The organism is Acinetobacter sp. CIP A162, from assembly GCF_000367905.1.
GTDB lineage: Bacteria > Pseudomonadota > Gammaproteobacteria > Pseudomonadales > Moraxellaceae > Acinetobacter > Acinetobacter lwoffii.
In genome coordinates this window covers 450,302-470,111 of record NZ_KB849159.1, presented here as the reverse complement: position 1 = coordinate 470,111, position 19,810 = coordinate 450,302, and the positions used below count along the sequence as shown (strand labels likewise).

The 19,810-nt window shown below is 42.0% G+C and carries 28 protein-coding genes; 2 read left to right on the top strand and 26 right to left on the bottom strand.

Features of this window, described 5'->3' with window-relative positions; all coding sequences use genetic code 11:
* Positions 1 to 395: 395 nt before the first annotated feature.
* The 15 genes from F995_RS08580 to F995_RS08515 are packed head-to-tail and all read right to left on the bottom strand — an operon-like array spanning position 396 to position 11,450.
* Positions 396 to 1,136, bottom strand: a complete 741-nt coding sequence (locus F995_RS08580; protein WP_004646454.1) for a phage tail tube protein — start codon at positions 1,134 to 1,136, stop codon at positions 396 to 398.
* Complete coding sequence (locus tag F995_RS16795; RefSeq protein WP_004646453.1) at positions 1,136 to 1,309, bottom strand: hypothetical protein; 174 nt, start codon at positions 1,307 to 1,309, stop codon at positions 1,136 to 1,138. Before F995_RS16795 ends, F995_RS08580 begins: the two co-directional genes overlap by 1 nt.
* 9 nt (positions 1,310 to 1,318) lie before the next feature.
* Positions 1,319 to 1,741 carry a phage tail terminator protein gene (locus F995_RS08575; RefSeq protein ID WP_004646451.1) on the bottom strand — a complete coding sequence of 141 codons (423 nt, stop codon included), beginning with the start codon at positions 1,739 to 1,741 and terminating at the stop codon, positions 1,319 to 1,321.
* A complete protein-coding gene (locus F995_RS08570) occupies positions 1,716 to 2,213 on the bottom strand; it encodes a phage virion morphogenesis protein (protein WP_004646450.1) in 498 nt (165 codons plus the stop codon). Before F995_RS08570 ends, F995_RS08575 begins: the two co-directional genes overlap by 26 nt.
* A gap of 7 nt (positions 2,214 to 2,220) precedes the next feature.
* Positions 2,221 to 2,661, bottom strand: a complete 441-nt coding sequence (locus tag F995_RS08565) for a gp436 family protein (RefSeq protein ID WP_004646449.1) — start codon at positions 2,659 to 2,661, stop codon at positions 2,221 to 2,223.
* Between the two features lie 7 nt (positions 2,662 to 2,668).
* A complete protein-coding gene (locus tag F995_RS08560; protein WP_004646448.1) occupies positions 2,669 to 3,028 on the bottom strand; it encodes a hypothetical protein in 360 nt (119 codons plus the stop codon).
* Between the two features lie 10 nt (positions 3,029 to 3,038).
* Positions 3,039 to 4,118: a major capsid protein gene (locus tag F995_RS08555; protein WP_004646447.1), complete on the bottom strand. Its 1,080-nt coding sequence runs from the start codon at positions 4,116 to 4,118 to the stop codon at positions 3,039 to 3,041.
* 6 nt (positions 4,119 to 4,124) lie between these two features.
* Positions 4,125 to 4,499 (bottom strand): hypothetical protein, encoded by a 375-nt coding sequence (locus F995_RS08550; RefSeq protein ID WP_004646446.1) that lies wholly within the window; start codon positions 4,497 to 4,499, stop codon positions 4,125 to 4,127.
* A 3-nt stretch (positions 4,500 to 4,502) separates the two neighbouring features.
* Positions 4,503 to 5,468, bottom strand: coding sequence for a hypothetical protein (locus F995_RS08545; protein ID WP_004646445.1), 966 nt, complete (start codon positions 5,466 to 5,468; stop codon positions 4,503 to 4,505).
* Positions 5,469 to 5,521: 53 nt separating this feature from the next.
* Positions 5,522 to 6,727 (bottom strand): phage head morphogenesis protein, encoded by a 1,206-nt coding sequence (locus F995_RS08540; RefSeq protein WP_004646443.1) that lies wholly within the window; start codon positions 6,725 to 6,727, stop codon positions 5,522 to 5,524.
* 3 nt (positions 6,728 to 6,730) lie between these two features.
* A complete protein-coding gene (locus F995_RS08535; RefSeq protein ID WP_004646442.1) occupies positions 6,731 to 8,188 on the bottom strand; it encodes a phage portal protein family protein in 1,458 nt (485 codons plus the stop codon).
* A gap of 12 nt (positions 8,189 to 8,200) precedes the next feature.
* Positions 8,201 to 9,877 (bottom strand): terminase large subunit, encoded by a 1,677-nt coding sequence (locus F995_RS08530; RefSeq protein ID WP_004646441.1) that lies wholly within the window; start codon positions 9,875 to 9,877, stop codon positions 8,201 to 8,203.
* Complete coding sequence (locus F995_RS08525) at positions 9,874 to 10,365, bottom strand: DUF2280 domain-containing protein (protein WP_004646440.1); 492 nt, start codon at positions 10,363 to 10,365, stop codon at positions 9,874 to 9,876. Before F995_RS08525 ends, F995_RS08530 begins: the two co-directional genes overlap by 4 nt.
* 46 nt (positions 10,366 to 10,411) lie before the next feature.
* Positions 10,412 to 11,053, bottom strand: a complete 642-nt coding sequence (locus tag F995_RS08520) for a putative metallopeptidase (RefSeq protein WP_004646439.1) — start codon at positions 11,051 to 11,053, stop codon at positions 10,412 to 10,414.
* Positions 11,013 to 11,450 carry a hypothetical protein gene (locus F995_RS08515; RefSeq protein ID WP_004646437.1) on the bottom strand — a complete coding sequence of 146 codons (438 nt, stop codon included), beginning with the start codon at positions 11,448 to 11,450 and terminating at the stop codon, positions 11,013 to 11,015. Before F995_RS08515 ends, F995_RS08520 begins: the two co-directional genes overlap by 41 nt.
* Positions 11,451 to 11,692: 242 nt before the next feature.
* On the opposite strand from F995_RS08515, the gene F995_RS08510 reads away from it, so the two are divergent.
* A complete protein-coding gene (locus F995_RS08510) occupies positions 11,693 to 11,875 on the top strand; it encodes a hypothetical protein (protein ID WP_004646436.1) in 183 nt (60 codons plus the stop codon).
* 1,063 nt (positions 11,876 to 12,938) lie between these two features.
* Positions 12,939 to 13,640 carry an IS1 family transposase gene (locus tag F995_RS08505; protein WP_004282341.1) on the top strand — a complete coding sequence of 234 codons (702 nt, stop codon included), beginning with the start codon at positions 12,939 to 12,941 and terminating at the stop codon, positions 13,638 to 13,640.
* A gap of 133 nt (positions 13,641 to 13,773) precedes the next feature.
* On the opposite strand, the gene F995_RS08500 is transcribed toward F995_RS08505, so the two are convergent.
* From F995_RS08500 to F995_RS08450, 11 genes are all read right to left on the bottom strand, one after another.
* On the bottom strand, positions 13,774 to 14,136 hold the full coding sequence (locus tag F995_RS08500) for a hypothetical protein (RefSeq protein ID WP_004646434.1): 363 nt from the start codon (positions 14,134 to 14,136) through the stop codon (positions 13,774 to 13,776).
* A gap of 10 nt (positions 14,137 to 14,146) precedes the next feature.
* The gene (locus F995_RS08495) at positions 14,147 to 14,536 is read right to left on the bottom strand and encodes a DUF6864 domain-containing function (RefSeq protein WP_004646433.1); all 390 of its coding nucleotides are present in this window, start codon (positions 14,534 to 14,536) and stop codon (positions 14,147 to 14,149) included.
* Between the two features lie 95 nt (positions 14,537 to 14,631).
* Complete coding sequence (locus F995_RS08490; RefSeq protein WP_004646432.1) at positions 14,632 to 14,868, bottom strand: hypothetical protein; 237 nt, start codon at positions 14,866 to 14,868, stop codon at positions 14,632 to 14,634.
* A gap of 171 nt (positions 14,869 to 15,039) precedes the next feature.
* Positions 15,040 to 15,567: a hypothetical protein gene (locus tag F995_RS08485; RefSeq protein WP_004646431.1), complete on the bottom strand. Its 528-nt coding sequence runs from the start codon at positions 15,565 to 15,567 to the stop codon at positions 15,040 to 15,042.
* A gap of 12 nt (positions 15,568 to 15,579) precedes the next feature.
* A complete protein-coding gene (locus F995_RS08480; RefSeq protein ID WP_004646430.1) occupies positions 15,580 to 16,272 on the bottom strand; it encodes a metallophosphoesterase in 693 nt (230 codons plus the stop codon).
* Complete coding sequence (locus tag F995_RS08475) at positions 16,269 to 16,673, bottom strand: DUF559 domain-containing protein (protein WP_004646429.1); 405 nt, start codon at positions 16,671 to 16,673, stop codon at positions 16,269 to 16,271. Before F995_RS08475 ends, F995_RS08480 begins: the two co-directional genes overlap by 4 nt.
* A 70-nt stretch (positions 16,674 to 16,743) precedes the next feature.
* The gene (locus F995_RS08470; protein WP_004646427.1) at positions 16,744 to 17,028 is read right to left on the bottom strand and encodes a helix-turn-helix domain-containing protein; all 285 of its coding nucleotides are present in this window, start codon (positions 17,026 to 17,028) and stop codon (positions 16,744 to 16,746) included.
* A gap of 2 nt (positions 17,029 to 17,030) precedes the next feature.
* Positions 17,031 to 17,798 carry a hypothetical protein gene (locus F995_RS08465; protein WP_004646426.1) on the bottom strand — a complete coding sequence of 256 codons (768 nt, stop codon included), beginning with the start codon at positions 17,796 to 17,798 and terminating at the stop codon, positions 17,031 to 17,033.
* Positions 17,791 to 18,723 carry a YdaU family protein gene (locus F995_RS08460; protein WP_004646425.1) on the bottom strand — a complete coding sequence of 311 codons (933 nt, stop codon included), beginning with the start codon at positions 18,721 to 18,723 and terminating at the stop codon, positions 17,791 to 17,793. The genes F995_RS08465 and F995_RS08460 overlap by 8 nt, the downstream gene beginning before the upstream one ends.
* A complete protein-coding gene (locus tag F995_RS08455) occupies positions 18,723 to 19,019 on the bottom strand; it encodes a hypothetical protein (protein ID WP_004646424.1) in 297 nt (98 codons plus the stop codon). Before F995_RS08455 ends, F995_RS08460 begins: the two co-directional genes overlap by 1 nt.
* The gene (locus F995_RS08450; protein WP_004646422.1) at positions 19,016 to 19,786 is read right to left on the bottom strand and encodes a phage antirepressor KilAC domain-containing protein; all 771 of its coding nucleotides are present in this window, start codon (positions 19,784 to 19,786) and stop codon (positions 19,016 to 19,018) included. Before F995_RS08450 ends, F995_RS08455 begins: the two co-directional genes overlap by 4 nt.
* Positions 19,787 to 19,810 lie beyond the last annotated feature (24 nt).

The following is a 19,810-nucleotide window of genomic DNA, read 5'->3' as shown; positions in this document are numbered from 1 at the left end:
TTGTAAAGTTATGTTTTACTATTTTAAGTCTTTTTAAAATTGACCCTATATATCCAGGTGAAACTTCCACTTATCAAAAAACCGCCCCAAAGGCGGTTCTTAGCTTACTAACTTACTGACATACAAGATAAATAAAAGTAGAAATAATTATTACGGCTAGGATGGAGACAAATATTTCTATTTTAGTCATAGCAGTTTTATTCTTAACATGAACTGAATATCTTTTATATCCCCATCAGATGAAAATTAGAATAACAAAAGATTACATAATCTTTATTTTTTACTATTTATTAAGTTTCATCTTAAATGTTTTAAGACTTATTACTATAAGGCAGGCACAAAAAAAGACGCATAGCGCCGCGGAGTTCTTTGTGCCTGCTTGGGTTTAGCCTTATTTAAGATGAAACTTTAAAACGATCAATACAGCCAAACGGTCCAGCTTGAGGATCACTTGCTTTTGAAGAGTCTGCTAGGCATTCACCTTCTACATCAAATGAAGCAAAGTCTTCATTAATCAAATCAAACTCTGTTTCTGGCGAAAACTGTACTCGCCATAATTCAACGGAAAGCTTGTCGCCCGAATATGTATCAACGCCTTTAAATAGCAGCGCATATTCTCGGCCCATATGAGTGGCTAAAGCTGTGCGCTCTACGATACCAGCACTTCCTGACCATGAAACAGGTTCAGCAGGTGCTTCATTGAATTCAACCGTCCCAAATACTGAGTCAAGTGTGTACGTAGAAGCTTCAATCGTAGTACTACCAGATTTAAAGGTGACTTCACTTAAGTTTCGATGACCTAAATTGATCATTTCGCCTGCACGCACTGTACCAAGTGACTGACTAGCAATTGGAGTAACCGTAGTAGTAAGTGTTTCTCCACTAAAAATAATATCCTTATTTTGCTTTTTCACTTCTTCCAGTGTTCCACTCAACGTAACACCTGTCGCTTTACGCAAAATAGCATCCTTTGCTCGGGTGCCATCCTTTGCAGTGTAATGATCCGTAGTTTCAGAAGAAATTGCAATTTGCATACTAGGGGTATTGCCCATTGTTAAATATGGGCCTGCAACATCATTTGTGATTAAAGCTGCGAAAAACTCACCTTGAAGTGAGATTAAATCTGGTTTAGCCATTATTTTTCATCCCCTGTGGTTTTCTTGGCTGGAGCAGCAGTTTTTACTTCAGGTACTTCCTGAATGATGCCATCTGCAGCTAATTTTTTAATCTGAGCATCACTTAGCCCACCGACTACATCGCCCTTTTTGAAGCGACCGACAGGCTGAGTTGCCTTGTATTGTTTCGCCATGATTGGCTCCTAAATGAATTTTTGTGATTCAAAAATTATGGTGATGTATGCAAAGCCCGGACTATACCCATCCCGAACCGATATGAAATCCAGTGCAGTACGTGATGCTTGAGGCTGCCAACCGGAAAGCAGTTGAATCACCTTCTCAGTCAAAAGCCCCGCTTCATCACTTACAGCACGTCCATCGGTCATTTGAGATTGAGCATTGCGACACGCCACCGTAACCGCCCATTGCTGGCCGATCTGGTTGATGCTTCCACGACCTGCACTTGCCTTTTTATCTATACGGACAAAATTGACATGTGCCGACGGCGTGACCTGCGACATCTCTGTTACGCTGACTGAATTCAACGGCGTATAGATCTTTAGAAATTCTGGAATTTCTTTCAGCTTTTCTGCAATCTCATCACGCACCGCGAAGAAGGTGCTCATCTATAAAACTCCCGACAATATCCAAAACCATAACTTCATCTTCAGCATCAAGGCCGAGTTGAGTCCGAGGTGGAATAATGGATTGCTTAACTTTCCGATATTGGCTACCCACTGCAAAAGTGATGTATTGGCCATTCTTGGGTAGGATGGTTGCGCCGTAATGCAGATGTGGTGCGTACGCAACATCTGTACCCACCTCCACACCGCTTGAAAGAACATTATGTGTGTAGGAATTCATTAAGCGGCCAGTATCACGTAGCGTCTCGCCACCCTGCATACGTGCACGCCATGAAATCTTCCACGGGTTACCATTCACATCAGTACCGGTTAGAAATCGATGTTGAACACTGTCTACAAGCCCAGCACCAATCTCATCAAACAACTGACTCTTCAGCGAATCGAAGCTACCTAATTGGTTCAGCACTGCTTCAATAGGTGAACTATCAGCTTGAATGGTTATTGCGAAAGCCATAAACACCTCACTTCATGCTGGGCATCATGTCTAAAGTGGCATCACCAAATACACCACCGGTATACGAAGTACCGACTGGCGCTGTCGAAGGTCGCCCCTTAGGTTGGTCATCCACGATCTGGCTTGTTTCCGGTAACTGAATCTGCAAATGTGCCTTGTTGTCAGCAACACGTTTTAAGAATGCGATTGCATCTTCATAACGTTGACGCACCTCTTCGGTGGGTTGCTGAAAGTAAAGACGATAGCGTGCAATGTCACACGCCATACGCTTTAAATTACTTGGCACATTGGGAAGCGGCAAAGGATAACGGCCGCCGATGTGACCGTTGATTTCCTCTGTTGCATCCTGAATTGCATCAGTTACTGAGGACTGAGAAGGAAGCATCGTTTTTAGATTTTCAATCTCATCACCAAATCGTACGACCAAATCTGCTTCAGTCGCATACATAGATCACCTACTTGGTTTCATCCGCTGGCTTGGTATCCGCCTTAGGCTTAGCTGCAGGTTTCACCTTTTCAAGTTCAGCCACTTTAGCCTTTAGCTCAGCAACTTCTTGATCAGCCTTATCCTTGTCAGCAGCTGCTGTCTGATTCGCTTCGGTTAGGGTTTTATTTGCTGCTATTAGTTCAGCATTGGCCTTTTCAAGTTCAGCCAAACGTGCAGCGGTATTGTCTGCTTCTGGCTCTTCCGGCTCTTGATATTCTTCAATAGCCCCAGATGCTAAAAGGGCCTGAAGTTGTTTAGCTTCAAGCCCTTTGATTTCATCACCTGGCATAAAATGCCCGATGGATTGTTTTGCTGTGTACTTCGGCATGTCTTGCTCCTTATAGGGTGATAAAGCCAGTACCACCGACGACACCATTCTTGTTAGACGGCACAACCAGTGGAGCAGATTCAGTCATTAGCATGATGCCGCTTGGATCTTCACAATACCACTGGCGGTCAAAGTATTGCTGAGCAACGCCGTTGGCCAACATGTTTTTAATCTTACAGTGAGCAACTGAACCATTAGTATCAGAGATCAAAGAGAAGTAATCCTTAGGAATAAAACGATTCACCTTGCCCTTGTTGCGGTAGGTTGCGTCATATACCCAGAATTCGATTCCATCAAAAGTACCTTTGAAGGTCGCTGATTCCTTAACACCAAAACTTGGATTCACTGGAACAGAAATACCAGCATACGGCGTGATGAACTCTTTCTTAAACTCTTCATTGTTCCAGAGAGCTGCCCAAACCAAGCCAGACATAATAGACAGCTTAGTCTCACCACCATCAGCAGCCAATTGACGTTCAAGCATGGTGCGAATATCCGTTACCGGCTTGGCACCTGCTTCATTCCACTTGGTTAACGGCGTAAATGTCAAAGATGCATCACGACGGTAATCCACCAGGTTGTATTCATAATCATCAGAATGAAGTGCATATTTACCGTTTTTCAGTAAATCAATCGCCATCATCAGGACTGAGTTATCAATTGCATCATGGTTACGCTTCATTACCGAGATTTGAGCAATGATCATTTGCTCTTGCTCAGATAGTCGCTGGTTACCAGTTGAGATGATACCTGCAGTACGTAAACGTTCCAGCAAGGCAATTTCAAAAGTTTCAGCCGGAGTGACTTGGTTCTTTGGCTTGTAGTAAGCCGGTTTAACATGGCGTACTTCACCAGATTGAGTAGTATCAAATGGCTTACCAGGCTGTTGCGGAGATACCAGCGGCGCCAGATCATGTTCGGCAGACACTTCAGCCAAAGGCACATCATCACGGGTGAATAACGGGCGATTTGGGAAAAGCTTGTCTAAAAGCCAGGTATCCATTGGACGGTAATTTGAGTGGATCAGTGCAAGCTCGCCCACATCAAGAAGTTCAAGTGGAGCACCTTCAATATTAAAAGACTGTGGCATGTTGTTTTACACCTTAGAAAGTTCGATTTTGTTTTTAGTTGCCTGTGCACGTGCTGCGTCATATTGAGCAGTTGTAAGCAAGGTTCCATTTACCGATACAGCTTCGACATTAAATACGCCGCCGTAATACACTGGGATTTCGATCCCATCAGCGGCCTTGATTGTGGCTTCTGCAGCTGATACATCCTGACCACAGATCACATCCCATGTTTTTTCATCAGTGGCATGGGCCACCACATTGGCATCTGACAGTGTTAAAAGATCGCCGTATTTAAATGCTGTGGCGGTTGGCACCTTGGCATTAGCACGACGTAATTTTTCATTGTCCAGGATCAGCCGTTTTGAAGTGACCGAAATAGGCGGTACATAATGAATAGCCATGAATTATTTCCCCTTTTGTTCTGCAAATGCTTGTGCACCAGAAGTGAATTTGTGAGTGTCATTGTGATTTGACTGACCACCTTGCCCTGGGTTTGCCTGATGAGTGAATAAGTGAGCAAATGCCGGATTTACACCTGGTGTTTGTTGTTGCTGTTGTCCAGCTGGTGGCTGCTGAGTAGTACCTGCTGAGAATTGACGAAGCTGCTTAGCAGTAAAGCTAAAAACTGAATCATCCATATTGGTATAAGCGGTTTTATCTTCCGCACTAAACTGTGTCTTCAGTTCAGTTTCTAAAGCAGCAATATCATCAGCACGCTTTTGCGCTTTGAATTGCTTAAGTTCAGTCAGGGCATCATCACGCTCACGTTCTGCTTGCTCTTTGGCCTGTTGTGCTTTTTCTAATTCGGTCACGTCTGTGTCCTCTTTGGTTGGGTTTGGGTTTGCTTTGCCCGAGAAGGCTTTGATTGATGTGTTGCGATCAGCACCGGTCGAGCAGATTGTAAATTCACGAATACGGTTTTGACGGAAGATTGTGATCGGGCCTTCAAAGGATTGACCATTCACAGTGACTGTCTTGCCTTGAGACACTTCTTCAATCGATCCCGGATCAATCATCATCGACATCTGGAACGGGAAACCATCATCAGAGTCCTGGACAATTTCCTGTGCTTTGGCGTTTGTAAGGAAATCACCTGATACATCAATCTTTCCGTTTGTATCCACGGTTTGAACGACACCAATTCGACTTGAGCCGAAGTGTTCTTCAAGTAAGGCTGTCGGCTTATCAATCTCAATTCCATCAAGATCAAAGACCACGCCAGAGCGTCCCCAATACCAGTGACCATCTACACGACCACCAGCATAAGCAGTGCCTTTAAATTTCCGTTTCTGCCCTTCCTCGGCTTTGGGTACCTCAATCGCAGAGGCATTAAATAAATACTTCAGCCGTTCTTCATTTGGATCTGGCATTTTTCATGCTCCATAAAAAAACCGCCCAGAAGGCGGTAATATTCATTTTTAAATTAGTTCAACAAGGGCTTGAGTGTATAAACCATCTGCCCTTCCACCGCTTCAATCGAAACCACCTCAAAAGATAGCCCCATCGGCATGAGAACGCCGTTACCAGCATTTAACATATCCAGATCAATGCCCAGCCCTTTGGCATTTTCAATCTTAATCACGATATCTGAAGCTGTATCAGCCATCAGCAACGGCGCATTCAATTGAACTGTCTGCCCCACCTGATAAGCCGCTACTTGATTAAGTGTCGCAGCACCCACTACGGTTGAAGCCGTATTACTTGCCACAGCCTGAATTGCTGCCATATCGGTACTAAGCCAGCGTTTAAGGACATCATCAGCCAGTGAGCTTGTAGCGGAGTTTAAGTAGCTACTTATTGCAGCATCATTTCCTTGCACATAATCCAGAAAGGTACGGATCGCACTTGGCCGAATACTTGGATCAAGTGGAATTACCGTATTGGCTACCGTATCAAACAGGTCCCGAGTCTTATCATCCATCGGAGCAAACAGACTGGTGAGCTTTTTACTTGCCATCCATTCAGCCTTAATGACTTCTTTCTGCTCGAGGAGATATTCCTTATCCAGACTCGAAGCACTGATCTTTTTATCCACCAGCGATTCTAGTTCACCAAACTGCAATGGGTGAGAACTCCAATCCAAAGCCTCGGCAATTTCAGGCAACTGATCATCAGGTGTAATGCCGTATTTCAATGCCTGCTTCTCTGTTAAAGCTACGCACGTGCATCTACAACGGAAACCCGTTGGAGGATAATGTGTTAGCCAGAATGGATGATCAATCGGCAGTACGATACGATTCAAAGCTAAATGAGCAGGACGCACTCGACTATCATTGATCGCTGAGTACATTAGGTACGAGCGCTTAGCCTTATTTCGTTGCTGTTGTTGCCACCGCCCATGACCGTACGCACTCTGGATGTTGGTACGAAATACATTGTCCAGGTAGTGCTTTGGCAGAATGATTTCAGATTCTTCAATGAGCTTCTGAAAATCTTTAAAAGTACCGCCGTCAGCAATGGATTTATTCACTGCCTTAATGACCGTCTCAATTTGCTCAAGACTCGATAGAAAACTAACCGTAGTTGCCATCTGCCGGGTCTTTAGATCCATTGAATAAAACTCATCAGGCAGCACGATTTTTTTACTGTGAGCAAACCGAAGTGCCTCAAGGAATGTGACTGGTTGCATAACTTACTTCCCATTTTGCGCCGTCACATACCCCAACACATCTGCCGCATACAAAGCCTGATCTAGATTGGCCGTGAACTGAGTCTGAGTTGCACCAGGTATTAATTGCATCAGGTTATAAGCCAGACTTTCAGGGCTATCAGACTTGAATACCAATTCCTTGACCTGATCCGGTTTCAGTAACTGCAATTCATCCTGACCATCAGTCAGTTCTTCAACTTCCTGCTGCTCTGGTGAGAGCTTGTTTGCAGATGCCTTAAAGTTAAATGCTTGGCGCGGTAATGCAGAGAATTGATTGAAGCTGGTAGGAACCTGCTCATTCAAATCCCCTTCCTGTAGACCATACTCGCGAACAAAATATTCTTTAGACAGATTTGCACCCGCATTCTTTAAATGGACATCACGCTCTGCTTGGTCCTTATTCAGTGGTTTTGGTTTCTCACCAAGCATCACTTCATAATCCCCCCAACCGTTTAAAGCGCATAGAGCATTGACCACAGCCTGTAAAGTTGGTGTGACAAGCCTAATATCAGATTTAAGCTTATCCATTCGTACATTTTCATGCACTTGACCAAGACTGTAGCTTCCCTTCCCATCAGTCCCGCTGGTAAGTGTCTGCCCTAGTACAACTTTCTGGATCTGACGAATCAGCTGATTATTAAATGCCTCAAACGCTGCCCCTGCTGAACCGTTTGTTCCTGGTGCGGAAAGAATCTGAACATCATCATCTGCATCAATCGACAATACGCTTTGAGCATGAGCAGTTAACAAGGCTTTGCTCATATCATCAGTTTCAGTATCTTTGCACTTACCCAGTAAGATTGGTGTTCCAAAACGTTCGAGGAATTTCGCCCAGAATTTGAAGCCATTCTGCTTAAAGAAGAATAACCAATACAGCGTGGCTAATAGCGCTTTACCATATGGCTGTTCGTATGTGGCTTTACGGCGTGTTAAGAAGAATTTGAATGCTTGATCTACCTCATGCTCTGCATTGTTTCCATCCTGACGATAGATTAGCCGACCATCATTCTTAGGCTCAAACCATTGCATCGGTTTTTCACCAATCCATTGCAAACCAATATAACCTTCCGACTTTAGCTCATATACAGCTTCCTGAACCGAGTACCCGAAGAACAGTGCACTCATGGCAGCAGTCGCAATTTCATGGAACCATTCTTTCAGGATGAGATTCAGCTTTTCCGCTTCATCCGTATCATTTGGTTCAATTCGCAATGGCGTTGCTAAAAGTGCATCAATCCGTGTTTCAACTACTTGTGCAATCTCGTCATCATCAAGCAGTACACGCAATCTGTGGCGTGTAATTCCAGCTTTGCGCAGCACTTCATCGGTATCTGGTTGCTTGCCAAAGTTCACCAGAAACTGAGTGACTGCTTCTTGAGTGTATAAATTGCCGTAAGACAAAGCCTTCTTTGACGCTTTGTCCTTTTTAGACTTTGCCATGTTTTTTCCTTCTCAATAGGTTCGAGTACCTGCACCTGCAGGTTTTTTCCGTTTTCGCTCACGGATATCACTAAAGCAAATCATGACGCCGTCTGCTCGGTTTGGAGATAAAGCCCCGTCTGGTTGCTTATTGACTAGGATTTTGCCTGCACCATTCTTAGTATAAGTAGGCTGTGAAAGCTCTCGCTTGAGCTGTTCAAGCTCCTGCTTGTTTATATCTTTGGTAGAGAGCGAAATAAGATTGTCTGGGTCATATTGCATACCTTGTAAGGCTCGATAAGTATTCTGAAATCTTATGCGCAGTGACCACCACATCTGAGCTTTAAGATTGGCAAAGAAGTCTACATTTTTACGCGCCTCAACCATTTCCTGCTCCGGGTTGTGCACCGCACCTGAGCCTCGGAATGGATTTGCTTCGATCTCCGGAATACCTTTGGATCTATTCTGCTCATTAATGACTCGGGCATCACCACGTACACCAGCACCAAGTCCATCGGCATCGTAATAAAACGAGTTCAAACGTAGATCAAGACAAGCATCAATAGCTTTCTGAGTTGTGCCAAAGATGTCATCACCAACGCCTGACCAAGTGTCCAAATACTGCAGTACGATGCCATGACGTGCGGCAAAAGAGTTTTTATCCTTACCCTCATCTGCCACATCAAGCGCACCCATACGTTCGCCTGAAGGCTGAATATCTAAATGGAGATGAGCATCGACTGCAGCCTGCACCCATGCTGATGGAATCAATACACCTTCTACTGACGCGGCATAATCAATATCAACTTCTTGAGCTAAAACGATGTCATCAAGTGTGGCCAATTGTTTTTCATACCAGGGATGAATTAGCTTGCCATTAAATTCGACCTGCCAGTTCTTATCTGGGTTATCACGCCATGCCATCGTAAAAACGGCGTAACGACCACTAAAACGATCCTGGTGAAACTTGTCCCCAATACCGTTTGGTGTAGATCCCTTGATATGTACGTTTGTGTTTTGAGAAATGGCAGCATCAACAGCTTCTTGCCGCTCTACGAATGCCCATTCATCCAGAAAGTACATTGTGGTACGACCACCACGGCCAATATTGTCACCAGCCTCACCCGTAACCGTTGCGCCGTTGTCCGGGTTAATGATTCGCATGTAGTTATCATGCACTTTCTCGACAAAACCTTTAGGCTTCATCCAATCCGGCAACTTGGAAAACATATCCCTGAATTTGTGCAGTAACGTTTTCGGATCACCTTTCTTATCGACCAAATCCTCTTTACGACTACCGACACCACCTGCAAAGCCTTCAACAAATAACCACCGGTGCAAATAAAAGCCAAGTACAACGTAACTCATCCCCTCATCACGACTTTTTTCAATTAAGCCGTGTGTCTGGGTGCTTTCACGCTCTAATAGCCAATCAACAAGCTCAACCTGACCAGGACGCAAAACAAAAGGAATATTCGCCGGCAGTCCAAAAGGCATGCCCCGTGGATCATAAGTCCATACCCAGTGATTAAACCAATGAGCCGGATCATTCTTACATTTGTAGATTTCAGCCTCTCGACTTAGTTCATTCTGCTCTATCAGCATCCGGTAGTAATAGCGCCGTTTCATCTCTTCAATGATTTCAGGTAGACGTGTATTGATCGTCCACTCTTTAATTAGTGGCGCTATATCTTCGATTGCATAAGTCATAACTTGCCATTAATTGCTAAACGCGAAAGCTCTTGCGCCGTCATGCCAGCAAGCTGTTCAGGTGTATATTGAGGAAGATTTTTAGTTTCTTGCTGAATAGGTCCGCCGTCTGGACCAGTGATTTCCTGCTTTGTCACACGGCCATCTGTTTCTTGGAATGCCTGTTTCAGCAGATTTTGTTTTGCCCGTTTATTTTTTCCAGAATCCTCATACATCTTCTGAAGCTCACGTAAACGAAACGCCTTGTTAGCAATCGCAATATCATCAATATTTTCACGAAACTCTTTGCGAGTTTGCTCAAATAAATCCTTTAACTTTTTACTGAGATTACGACCTGCATATTTTGTCGGGTCATAACTGTGACATTGTTTTCGATCAATCTTGATCTTATATATTTCTTCTACCGCGTCTGCCACTTGTTGAGGGGTTTCAAAGCAAGCAAGAGACTGAACTATAAACATTTTTACAGGCTCTTTTAATGCTGCCATAAATACCTCTTTGTCGTTCTACGTCGTACAAGATAGGCAAAAAAATTTAACCTATGACACAGTTCCCACAACACGCAGCCATACTTTTTTCAGATACAAACGGCGCATTTTTGGAGATTTCCAAAAGTCTTTTTACTGACTCATCTGCGCCCCATCGCTTAGTTTCACCAAAGAACACTTCAACATCATGGCCAGCCAGGTAATGCTTAGGCAGTCCGGTCATATCGCTATAAATGATTTCACCATCTTCATCACGTTCTACACCGATGTGATAAAGCTCATGCTCAATCAGGCGACAAAACTCACGATCTGAGGCTTGCTCACAGAAAGCAGCATCCACAGTAATCAAGTATTGAGGTACAAAGCCAAACCAGTCTCGCATCTGCTGTTCCTGACGTGCTTTCTTCCAGCCACCCTGGTTAAACATGACCTTTTCACACTGACCCAGCACCATACGTTTTTTCGCTACAGCGGCAGATGAAGCCCAGGCGAATGCAAGGAACTCTTCATTGTCGTGAAGTAGCTCAGCAATATGGTCGTGATCTGGGTTATGTAGTTCACCACCGAGAGTAAGCCAGTTATTCACGACCCATTCTTTAAGCTCTGGTGCCGGTGCCAAACGAATGGCTTCTTCTTCCTCAGCCTGATCAATCAGCTCCGTCGGCGGGAATGGTCTGAACTGTTCCATCTTCTAATCTCTCTAACTGACTTCGAATCCAGTTAATTGCATAACCCGATTCAATCTGATGAGGTTCAAGGCGCACAAATGTATAACCTTGATCTTCAGCAAGATCATACTTATTAAATGAATTCGCTATCTTTTTCCCACCACGACCAACCGCCCATGGACTGCCCACAATTTCTATAAGAAGGTTCAGCTTCACAATATAAAAATCAAACCGCCAATTTTTGGTTGATTCAAATTGAAACTTTCGACGATAACCAATGGCATGTTCTTCTAATTCTTGAAATAGGGTTTCTTCTGCTTCTAAGTATTTTTCTTTGGCTTTCGGTAGTGGCTTATTGCGGGGTTTGGTTTTGATTGGACGCTTCTTGGTTTTCCAGAAATATTCTTTTTCGTCCATATACACCCCTTGTATCAGCAATGTATCGAGAAGATATAAATTAAATACCTTGACTATTTAAATAGTGATACAGATCAATCTGGCGACCGGTTTATTATAAAAACCTTTGAAATATAAATAAGATATAAACATTTAAATCCTACATATATCTACACTTATCCCTCCAAATCATCCCATTGTAAGTGCTACTAGTATGTCACTCTGAATAGGTCGAATCTTCGGCAACAAAAATTGAGAAAACTATGTTAGTTAATACAAATACCGCTCAAAAAGCTTCTTTCAATCAATTTTCAAATAATGCTACTGAAAACAAGCCTAAATCAGAAAACCATACACAGAAGCCTACACAAGATAAACCCAATCAAAATGATACAACCTCCACTAAAGAGCAAGATGATCAAAAAGAAAATACAGATAAAAAGTAAATCATCGCTCAATCTTTTGATTAGTAAGAAAAGCCTATCTACCTGATGGGCTTTTTGAAATTTGAAATATCTATTCTACACAACACCACTTCAAATCATCCCCATGGATGCCAAAGCCATTCCCAAACTCATTCGACCTAATCGCATATTCACCACCAATAAGAAAAGAAAAACCCCGACAAATTAATGACGGGGTTTGAGTCGTAATACGTTCGACAAAAGGAAAATAGCAATATATTTCAATAAAAAACCCGTTTAACTCTCTCCAATTAAACGGGCTTGACTTGCGTCACAACGTCTTTCTTCTTTTGCAGAGCAACTATATTGCTTAAATATTACAGCTTTATGAAACAGCTCTTTGCTTGAGTGATTGTTATTCAACTTCTTTCAAACAATCCCGACACACTTTGATTTCTTCATCATCAATCGTGTAATCGATCTCAGTCGCACCGTGTAGGCCGAATAAACACATCAGTAATCTAAGCATGATTTTACTCCTGGACAATCAAGCAATCATGTCGCAAGAAATGTCAGTTATTTTCACTTATAAAACATAAATTTATAATATTCATTACTGAAATAATGTCATTAACTTTGTCGAACTAAGCAAGATTCATTCCTGGTTAATCAAGCATTTTAATTTGGTATGATTACACTAGTATTTCTCAGGGCATTAAAAAGCCCTTTTCGCAGGGCCAAACGCTACTCACAATCACACACACCTAACATGCACGGTCTGCTTTACTTGCTTTCAATCCTCTTTAGGTCGGGACGCTACTCCCTAGTCTAGATTCCCGAAGGAAGTTTACTCGAAGGCATGTTCCACTGGTCAGCACTCCAGTAGGCTTGGGTCGCCTTTTTACAGGCAATAAAAAGCCCACTTACTCGTCAAATAAGTGGGCCAGTGCTGTAGTCACTTTCTTCGTATTGCATCTTCTTCTTATCGCAAAAACAATATAGCACTAAGGCTTTGATCAGAAAGTATAGAGAATATTAAGAAATTAGGTGGTGTTTCAAAAAGTATGCTGAAAAAAAGCAGGTTGGATTTTGATAAAATAGAGAAATGCGAATAACTCTAGAAATCAAGTGTCCAGCCTGCCTAAGTGACAGTATAAAGAAAAATGGCACAAAAGTAGATGGTAAGCAAAATTACCAATGTAAAATATGCAGACGTCAATTTATTGGTGATCATGCTCTCAGTTATCAAGGCTGTCACTCAGGTATCAAAACCAAAATATTACACCTCATGGTGCGAGGCAGTGGTGTCAGGGATATAGCAGAAATTGAAAGAGTAAGTATCGGTAAAGTTCTACGGACACTTAGCCAATCAAAATATCAACTTCGAGCACAGCAAAGTCATTATGAAACCCTTGAAGTAGATGAGTTTTGGACTTTTGTTGGTCATAAGCAAAATAAACAATGGCTAATTTATGCCTATCATCGAGAAACAGGTGAAATTGTTGCTTATGTATGGGGTAACCGAGATTTAGCCACTGCAAAACGACTTAAATTAAAATTGAAGCAGTTAGGTGTAAGCTATACATGTATATCAAGTGACCATTGGGATAGCTTTGTTACGACCTTTAAAGAATGCAAACAGTTGATTGGTAAATTTTTCACTGTGGGTATAGAAGGCAATAATTGTCGATTACGGCATCGAATCAGGCGAGGCTTTAGGAGAAGCTGCAACTTCTCCAAAAAGCTTGAAAATCATTTCAAAGCCTTTGATTTAGTGTTCTTTTATATCAATAATGGATTCGTTTAATGCCAGCATACTTTTTGAAACACCACCAGAAATTATTATTCATTGTCTAATTTTGGTTAATTTTCGTTTTAGGTCATAAATTCTAAGCATTAAAAAAGCCCACCTTTCGATGAACTTCTTTTGAAATTTAAAATTACTTATAGTCTTTACCAAATGCGTAACCAAGTGCCAGAGTGATAATGGGTGTAAATATTGACCACACTGTAGGTATAAATCTTCTTAACTCATTAATTTCATCAGCATTGTTGCTAGAAAATGCTACCCAGAGAAATAGAAAAATAATAATAGTTATTGCTGAAGCAATAATAAAACACCATCTAATAGTGGTCCAAATAATAGAGTGTTTAGCATCATCTCCAGTGCCAATTTCTTTTGTAATTCTTCCTACAATTTTCGCATCTGCAATATGATTTGGATTGATAGATGTGCTTTTTTCATCAACCCCACTTTCAGTGTTAGGTAGAGGTGACCGAAATGTGATTTTATCTTCACTCACGTTAACACCATTAATTACTTAGAATTGAATAATTAAACTGTCTATTCCCTTCCACAACAATAGTGAAAAAAGAAACATATATTTCGCGCCCCTTATAAAAAACCACTTGCACTGGATCTAACAGTCCACTCCCCAAAGGATTGTTAAAATTCATCAGAGTTAATTTAAGTTTTAACCCAGGATTGTTCTCAGCCTTAGTTTCGATCTTTTGTGTTGAAATAGCATCATTATTTATAAAGTTAAAAACCAACTCAAAGTCATCAATTAAAAACCTAATAGGCTTAGATGACTCACAATGCAGTACCCCGCTATCAATAACCTTAAGCTCACCAACAAATTTTTGAATAGTAAACCTTGGAGGGGATGCTGAAAACACATTCGCGTTAGTTGAATGATCCATATCACATTAACCTAATTTATTATTCATGAAATACTACTTCAAATAACAGCCATAAAAAAGCCCACCATTTGGCGAGCTTTCCTTGATGCTTAAACCTATTTTTGACATTTCACGTTAAACTGGTATTCGTCTTGAGTGACCTTAATTTTAATATTTTTATATTTTCGTTTGTTTGGATCCATTGCCGAGCCAGCCACTTCCTCAAAAAAGCTACGATCATTCATTAGCTCGCCATACGCTTTATAGCCTAATAAAATCTTTTCAGGCTTTTCGCCTTCAGCCACTAATTTACCGAGAGTATCTTCTAGTTTTTTAACAGTTAAAATCGCCATTTCAATTAGAGCTCAAAAACAAAAAGGCATTATCACTTAATTTTATGAATAAATAATGTCAAAAAAGCCCACCTTTCGATGAGCCTTCTATCAGTAGTGCGACTTACTTACACTTCGCACCACTATAACACGAATTTAGCATTACCCTTGTACAAGGTCAATCCCTAATCATTATTTATATTCAATGAACTTATAACGACAGTGCAATGCAGCCAAACCGCACTTCACATCAGCACGAGCATCATTTTCTGAATACATTTTCACCATGTCGCCCACTGGATTCATCTCCCATTTCACCATCTGCGACCACGAATTCCCATAAAAATAACGGCAGATAATCGCATCCATCCACTCATCCATGATTTCACTTTGACCCTGCATATCCAGAATTAAGCGCTGGACTGCCCGAGCTTCATTATCATCAATCTCACAAACCACCCCAACTCTGGATAATTTCGGCTTTTCCTCTGACAGCATTGAATCAGCAATAATTTGACGAGTCTTTCTCACACCCAACTTAAACTTGCGCTGCTTTACAACCGCCTCATCCATAGCAACAGCAATAGGATTGATGCTCTTGCCGCATGTTCCAGAAACGCTATTCATCCAAGCCCCAAACTGGTAAAGCCACTCTTCCAGTGAGTACTTTGACCAATTAACCGCCTGCATAATATTTTGAACCCCAACCATCGCATTCATCCCTATTCCCTCTTAAATCTTGCTTAAATCTAAAATTGTCATTGTTCCCCAATGAACTGCACCAGTATCAATCCAGTAGCAGTTATCGCGCTTGCATGGCTTCTGAGTAACCGTATGTCCCATGATTACCGCATCAACTCCTGAAACATGGGTGTATTGTTGGTTTTCTTCATCCAGTCGATCACGACCCCACATTGCTAATTCAGTAGGGAAGCGTTCCTTTTTGATAATGTGCTGAGCTTGATCAAAATTATTTAGAATGCTTTTAAACTCATCCCAATTGTTCTGTTCGATATGGCCATGAACAAAGCCAAATTTTCTACCTTTGTGATTAATCTCTAAAGCAATCGGTAGAGTTTTTAATTTTTTAATGATTTCGCGCTGAACCTGGTAATCCAGGTCATAAAACCATTCACCACCATTTTGAATATGGCAATTGAAGTAAGAGCGATTAACATCACCCATGATGACCAAATCTTCATGATTACCCTTTACGGATGTAAACCAAGGCTCATCAATTAGACTTACGCATTCTTCGTTCTGAGTACCTCGATCCACTAGATCACCAACCGCAACCAGCAAATCATTCTCAAAGTCGAAGCTAATTTCTTTAAGTCGAGTCATAAGCAGGTTGTAGCAGCCGTGAATATCACCAACGGCATACAACTTTCCTTTGATTTCTTTATCCCAAATTTTGACCTTCATAGCCCTACCATCTTCTCAATTTGCTGTATCGCTAAACCTGACTTCACTTGATCTGTACTAAACCGTATTACTTGATAACCAAGCATTGTTGCTGCGTTATATTTTTCCATGTCCCCGATATACCCCTTGCCTCTGGTATGTCTTCCTCCACTCCAGATCGCACCTTCAACTTCTACCAGTATCTTTTTTCCTACCAGGTGGAAATCAGCTCTCCATTTCCGCTTTGGGTGAAACTCAAATTCCTGCTCAAACTCAATTTTTAAAGTCTTTAGTTCTCGGGCCAGTTTCGCCTCAAACTCATTCGGTACTTTTTCGCCTTTCACATTAGGACGCTTGGAGCGCCCTTTCGGTCTGGTGGCTTTCACCATCTTTTTGTATTCAGCGATTGAGTAGCTGGTCATTCACACCATATCCTCAAAACGACGGCGCCAATTGCCATGAAAATAAACATCAATGTTTTGTTTAGATCCTTCACGCCGCCACCTTCACTGTGAAAATCTGCTTAGTCTTTTCAGTTACGGTGAAGCCTGCAGGTGTAGCGCCATCTCTCTGGATATATCCGGCATGCTCCAACTGACCTAAATAACGCTGTACAGTGCGACGATTACCCTCCATTAGTACCATCACATCAGAAACGCTTGTTTTGCCCCGTTTAGCCATCATTTGACGCAATATACGAATCATTTTCTCGCCTTGGGTTACGGCATGCATCGATGCGCACCAATCCATGGTTTGAAAGTCATATTCTTTTGACATGATCAGTGACCTCCCAATTGCTCACGAATAACCTTAGGCACCTTCACCCCATCCATCTCGCATTTTTCCAAGTACGACTCAGGATTTTCAAAAGGATCTGGCCAAGGATCAGCTATTGCAGTCGGCTGGCACTGGAGGCGTTGAGGCTTTGGTACCTGGCGATTTTTCACGTTCATGCGCTTTTTAAGTTCTTCAAGCGCTTGCTTTGCCACTTCATTTGGTACCGGGTTATGATCCTCAGCCTTGCTTTCAATCTGCATCACAGCATCCAACACGCCATCAGGCTCACCACGTTCTTTAGCTTCAGTAACGAGTCGTTTGTACACACTGCAAAATACGTTGTGTACGGTATCAGTGGTTTTTAGCATCCCATATGGACCCACTACAGCGTCATAAGCTGCTTTAGCTAGGTGATTGATTCGAGCAGAGCGGTTTTCTTTCTCAAAATTAAGAGCCTGTAACCATGCCTCATCAGCGGTCTGATATTCATACCCACCTAAACACCAGTCTTTAAATTCTGGAATCGATGGTGGCCAGCTTGCCGTGTCCAGTCGCTTAAGACCTCGCAAGAATTGCTCATAAGTCAGCACAGAAAGTTTCTGAGCAAACTTGGCAACCACTTGCCCTTTAGTCTGACCGGCCCATTGATCAGTAAATTTTTTGCCGTGTAGCTCAATCATTTCCTTGATCAGTAAACGGGCATCTTCTTCGCCAAATTTGCGAACTTGTTGATCAGGTCCATTCACTTGATTTGAGATCTGGTTATGCATGGCCCACCCCCTCAACCGCATGGATATCAATTATGGCTTGTTCTTCAGGTTGACCTAATTCAGCAAACCACTCCTGTGCTTCACGTGCTGCTCGGCTTTGGTATCCAGAAGGTTTGGCAGCCGGTGCAGATTTCTTGGCTTCACGTAGACGGCGTACTTCGTCTTTGTTGTTTTGAATCCAGGTAAACCATTTCACCAGCCATAAGCTTGGTGTATTTTTGCTATCAGACTTAGCTGAGAAGAAATCACCAAAGTTTGTAAACATAGCAATCAGATCTTGTTCTGGTAGACCAGGATTACGCTGCTTTCCAAGTTCTATGAAATCGTAGTGAATTGGATATACATGTACGCATTCAAGAATCGAATAGCGTTTGTGATCCTCAGCTTGATATTGAGAAAATTGAATCGGTGGAAAAGAAATTTTTTCTTCGCACGCATTACTACTATCAATATTGGTTAATGGTTTTTGGTTAACGGTTAATGGTTTATGGTTAAGGTTTTTTTGGGTTTCAATTTCAGAACCCAAATTAACCGGCTGGGTTTCTTCTGGGTTTTTAGGTTCGCCACTTTCTTCGCTACGTGGGTTTTCATCCGGCTTCTTTTTTGGCGGACGCCCACCTTTCTTGCCGTTTTCACGATTTTTGTCAGCATGAAGCTTATAAGCTTGAATTTCTGCATCACATCGTTTGTTGTGAAACCCATCTTCCTCTTCAGTAAAGAAGTCACCAAGCACATTTAAAACTGCCTGTTTCTCTTCTTCGGTTGTTGCACGTAACCGACGGAAAACCGACTGGGTTTCTTTGGGTAATGGACTTTCATTAAGATAATAAAAATCCAGGGCGCGTCGATAGAAACACTCCTCAAGTGTTGAGAGGTGAACTGTGTCACGCATGAAGTCACCAATATGGTGTAAATATTTATGCATTAGTTGCACCCCACTTTTAAATAAGCCCCGACTCGCTCACCTTCACGCTTTAATTCATCAAGCATGTCGTCTAAGCCAAATTGATTGTTTCGTTCAATCAGATAGTGAATAAACTCATTTTTCACTTCAGCCATTTCTTCATCGTGATGACATTCATGCTCTTCACATTCATGGGTCTCACATTCAAGACATTCATACTCAAAGCCGCTTTCTTTCATTTCATCGGCAATCGTATTTAAGTCAGAACCACTAGATGAAGATATGAAGCCAAGAACATCTTCTAAAGTTATGCTCATGCTGCCACCTGCTGTGCTTTACGCATCTTATTGACTAGGCCTGTAATACGAGTCAGGCCAAAAGCAGTGACACGCATGTGCAAGAACACACGCTCTTTGCCATCGTTGCGATTTGTGATTACTGGTGATGTACGGTTGGTGAATACGCCATTAATGACATACTGGGCATGTGGTTGAAGCTTGCGATCCGAGTCGCGGTAAACCCACTTTCTGTCAATCAATAGCTTGATTAGGTCTGATTCTTTAATACCGATTGTTTTGGCACATTCACGCAGGCAATAAGTATTGGATGTATCAGCAATGACTTCTAATGCTTCAGCCTTAGGTGCAAGTACTGCTACTTTTTCACTTAACTCAATGTTGAGCTTGGCTTGGACTTCGATTGCTTGAAGTAGATGTGTAGGATTAGTGATGTCAAAACTATTTTTAGCCTTAAGCGCGTCTTCCATCGAAGTCATGCGGTCAAAAACTCGAGCCTGTAACTCATAGCTATATGACATAGCCATCAAGCAGGCTTCGCGTTTTGGGAAGTTGTAGATATGTCGCGTGTTGTTGTTGCCGTAGTTTTGCGTTCCGATAAATTTCGGAGCGTGATTATCCCCTAAAACACCTGGGACTTTCCGCATAAAGTCATCATGACGAAGTTCTTTATATGGCTTCTCTACAGTGGCAGTTTCTTTGCGAAATTTATTAATGAAATCAACAATCTCAGGTGATGACATTGTTACTTCGTTTATGTTAAAATTTCCTTGTGTTAACATATTCATTGTTTGGATCTCCAACGATTTAAA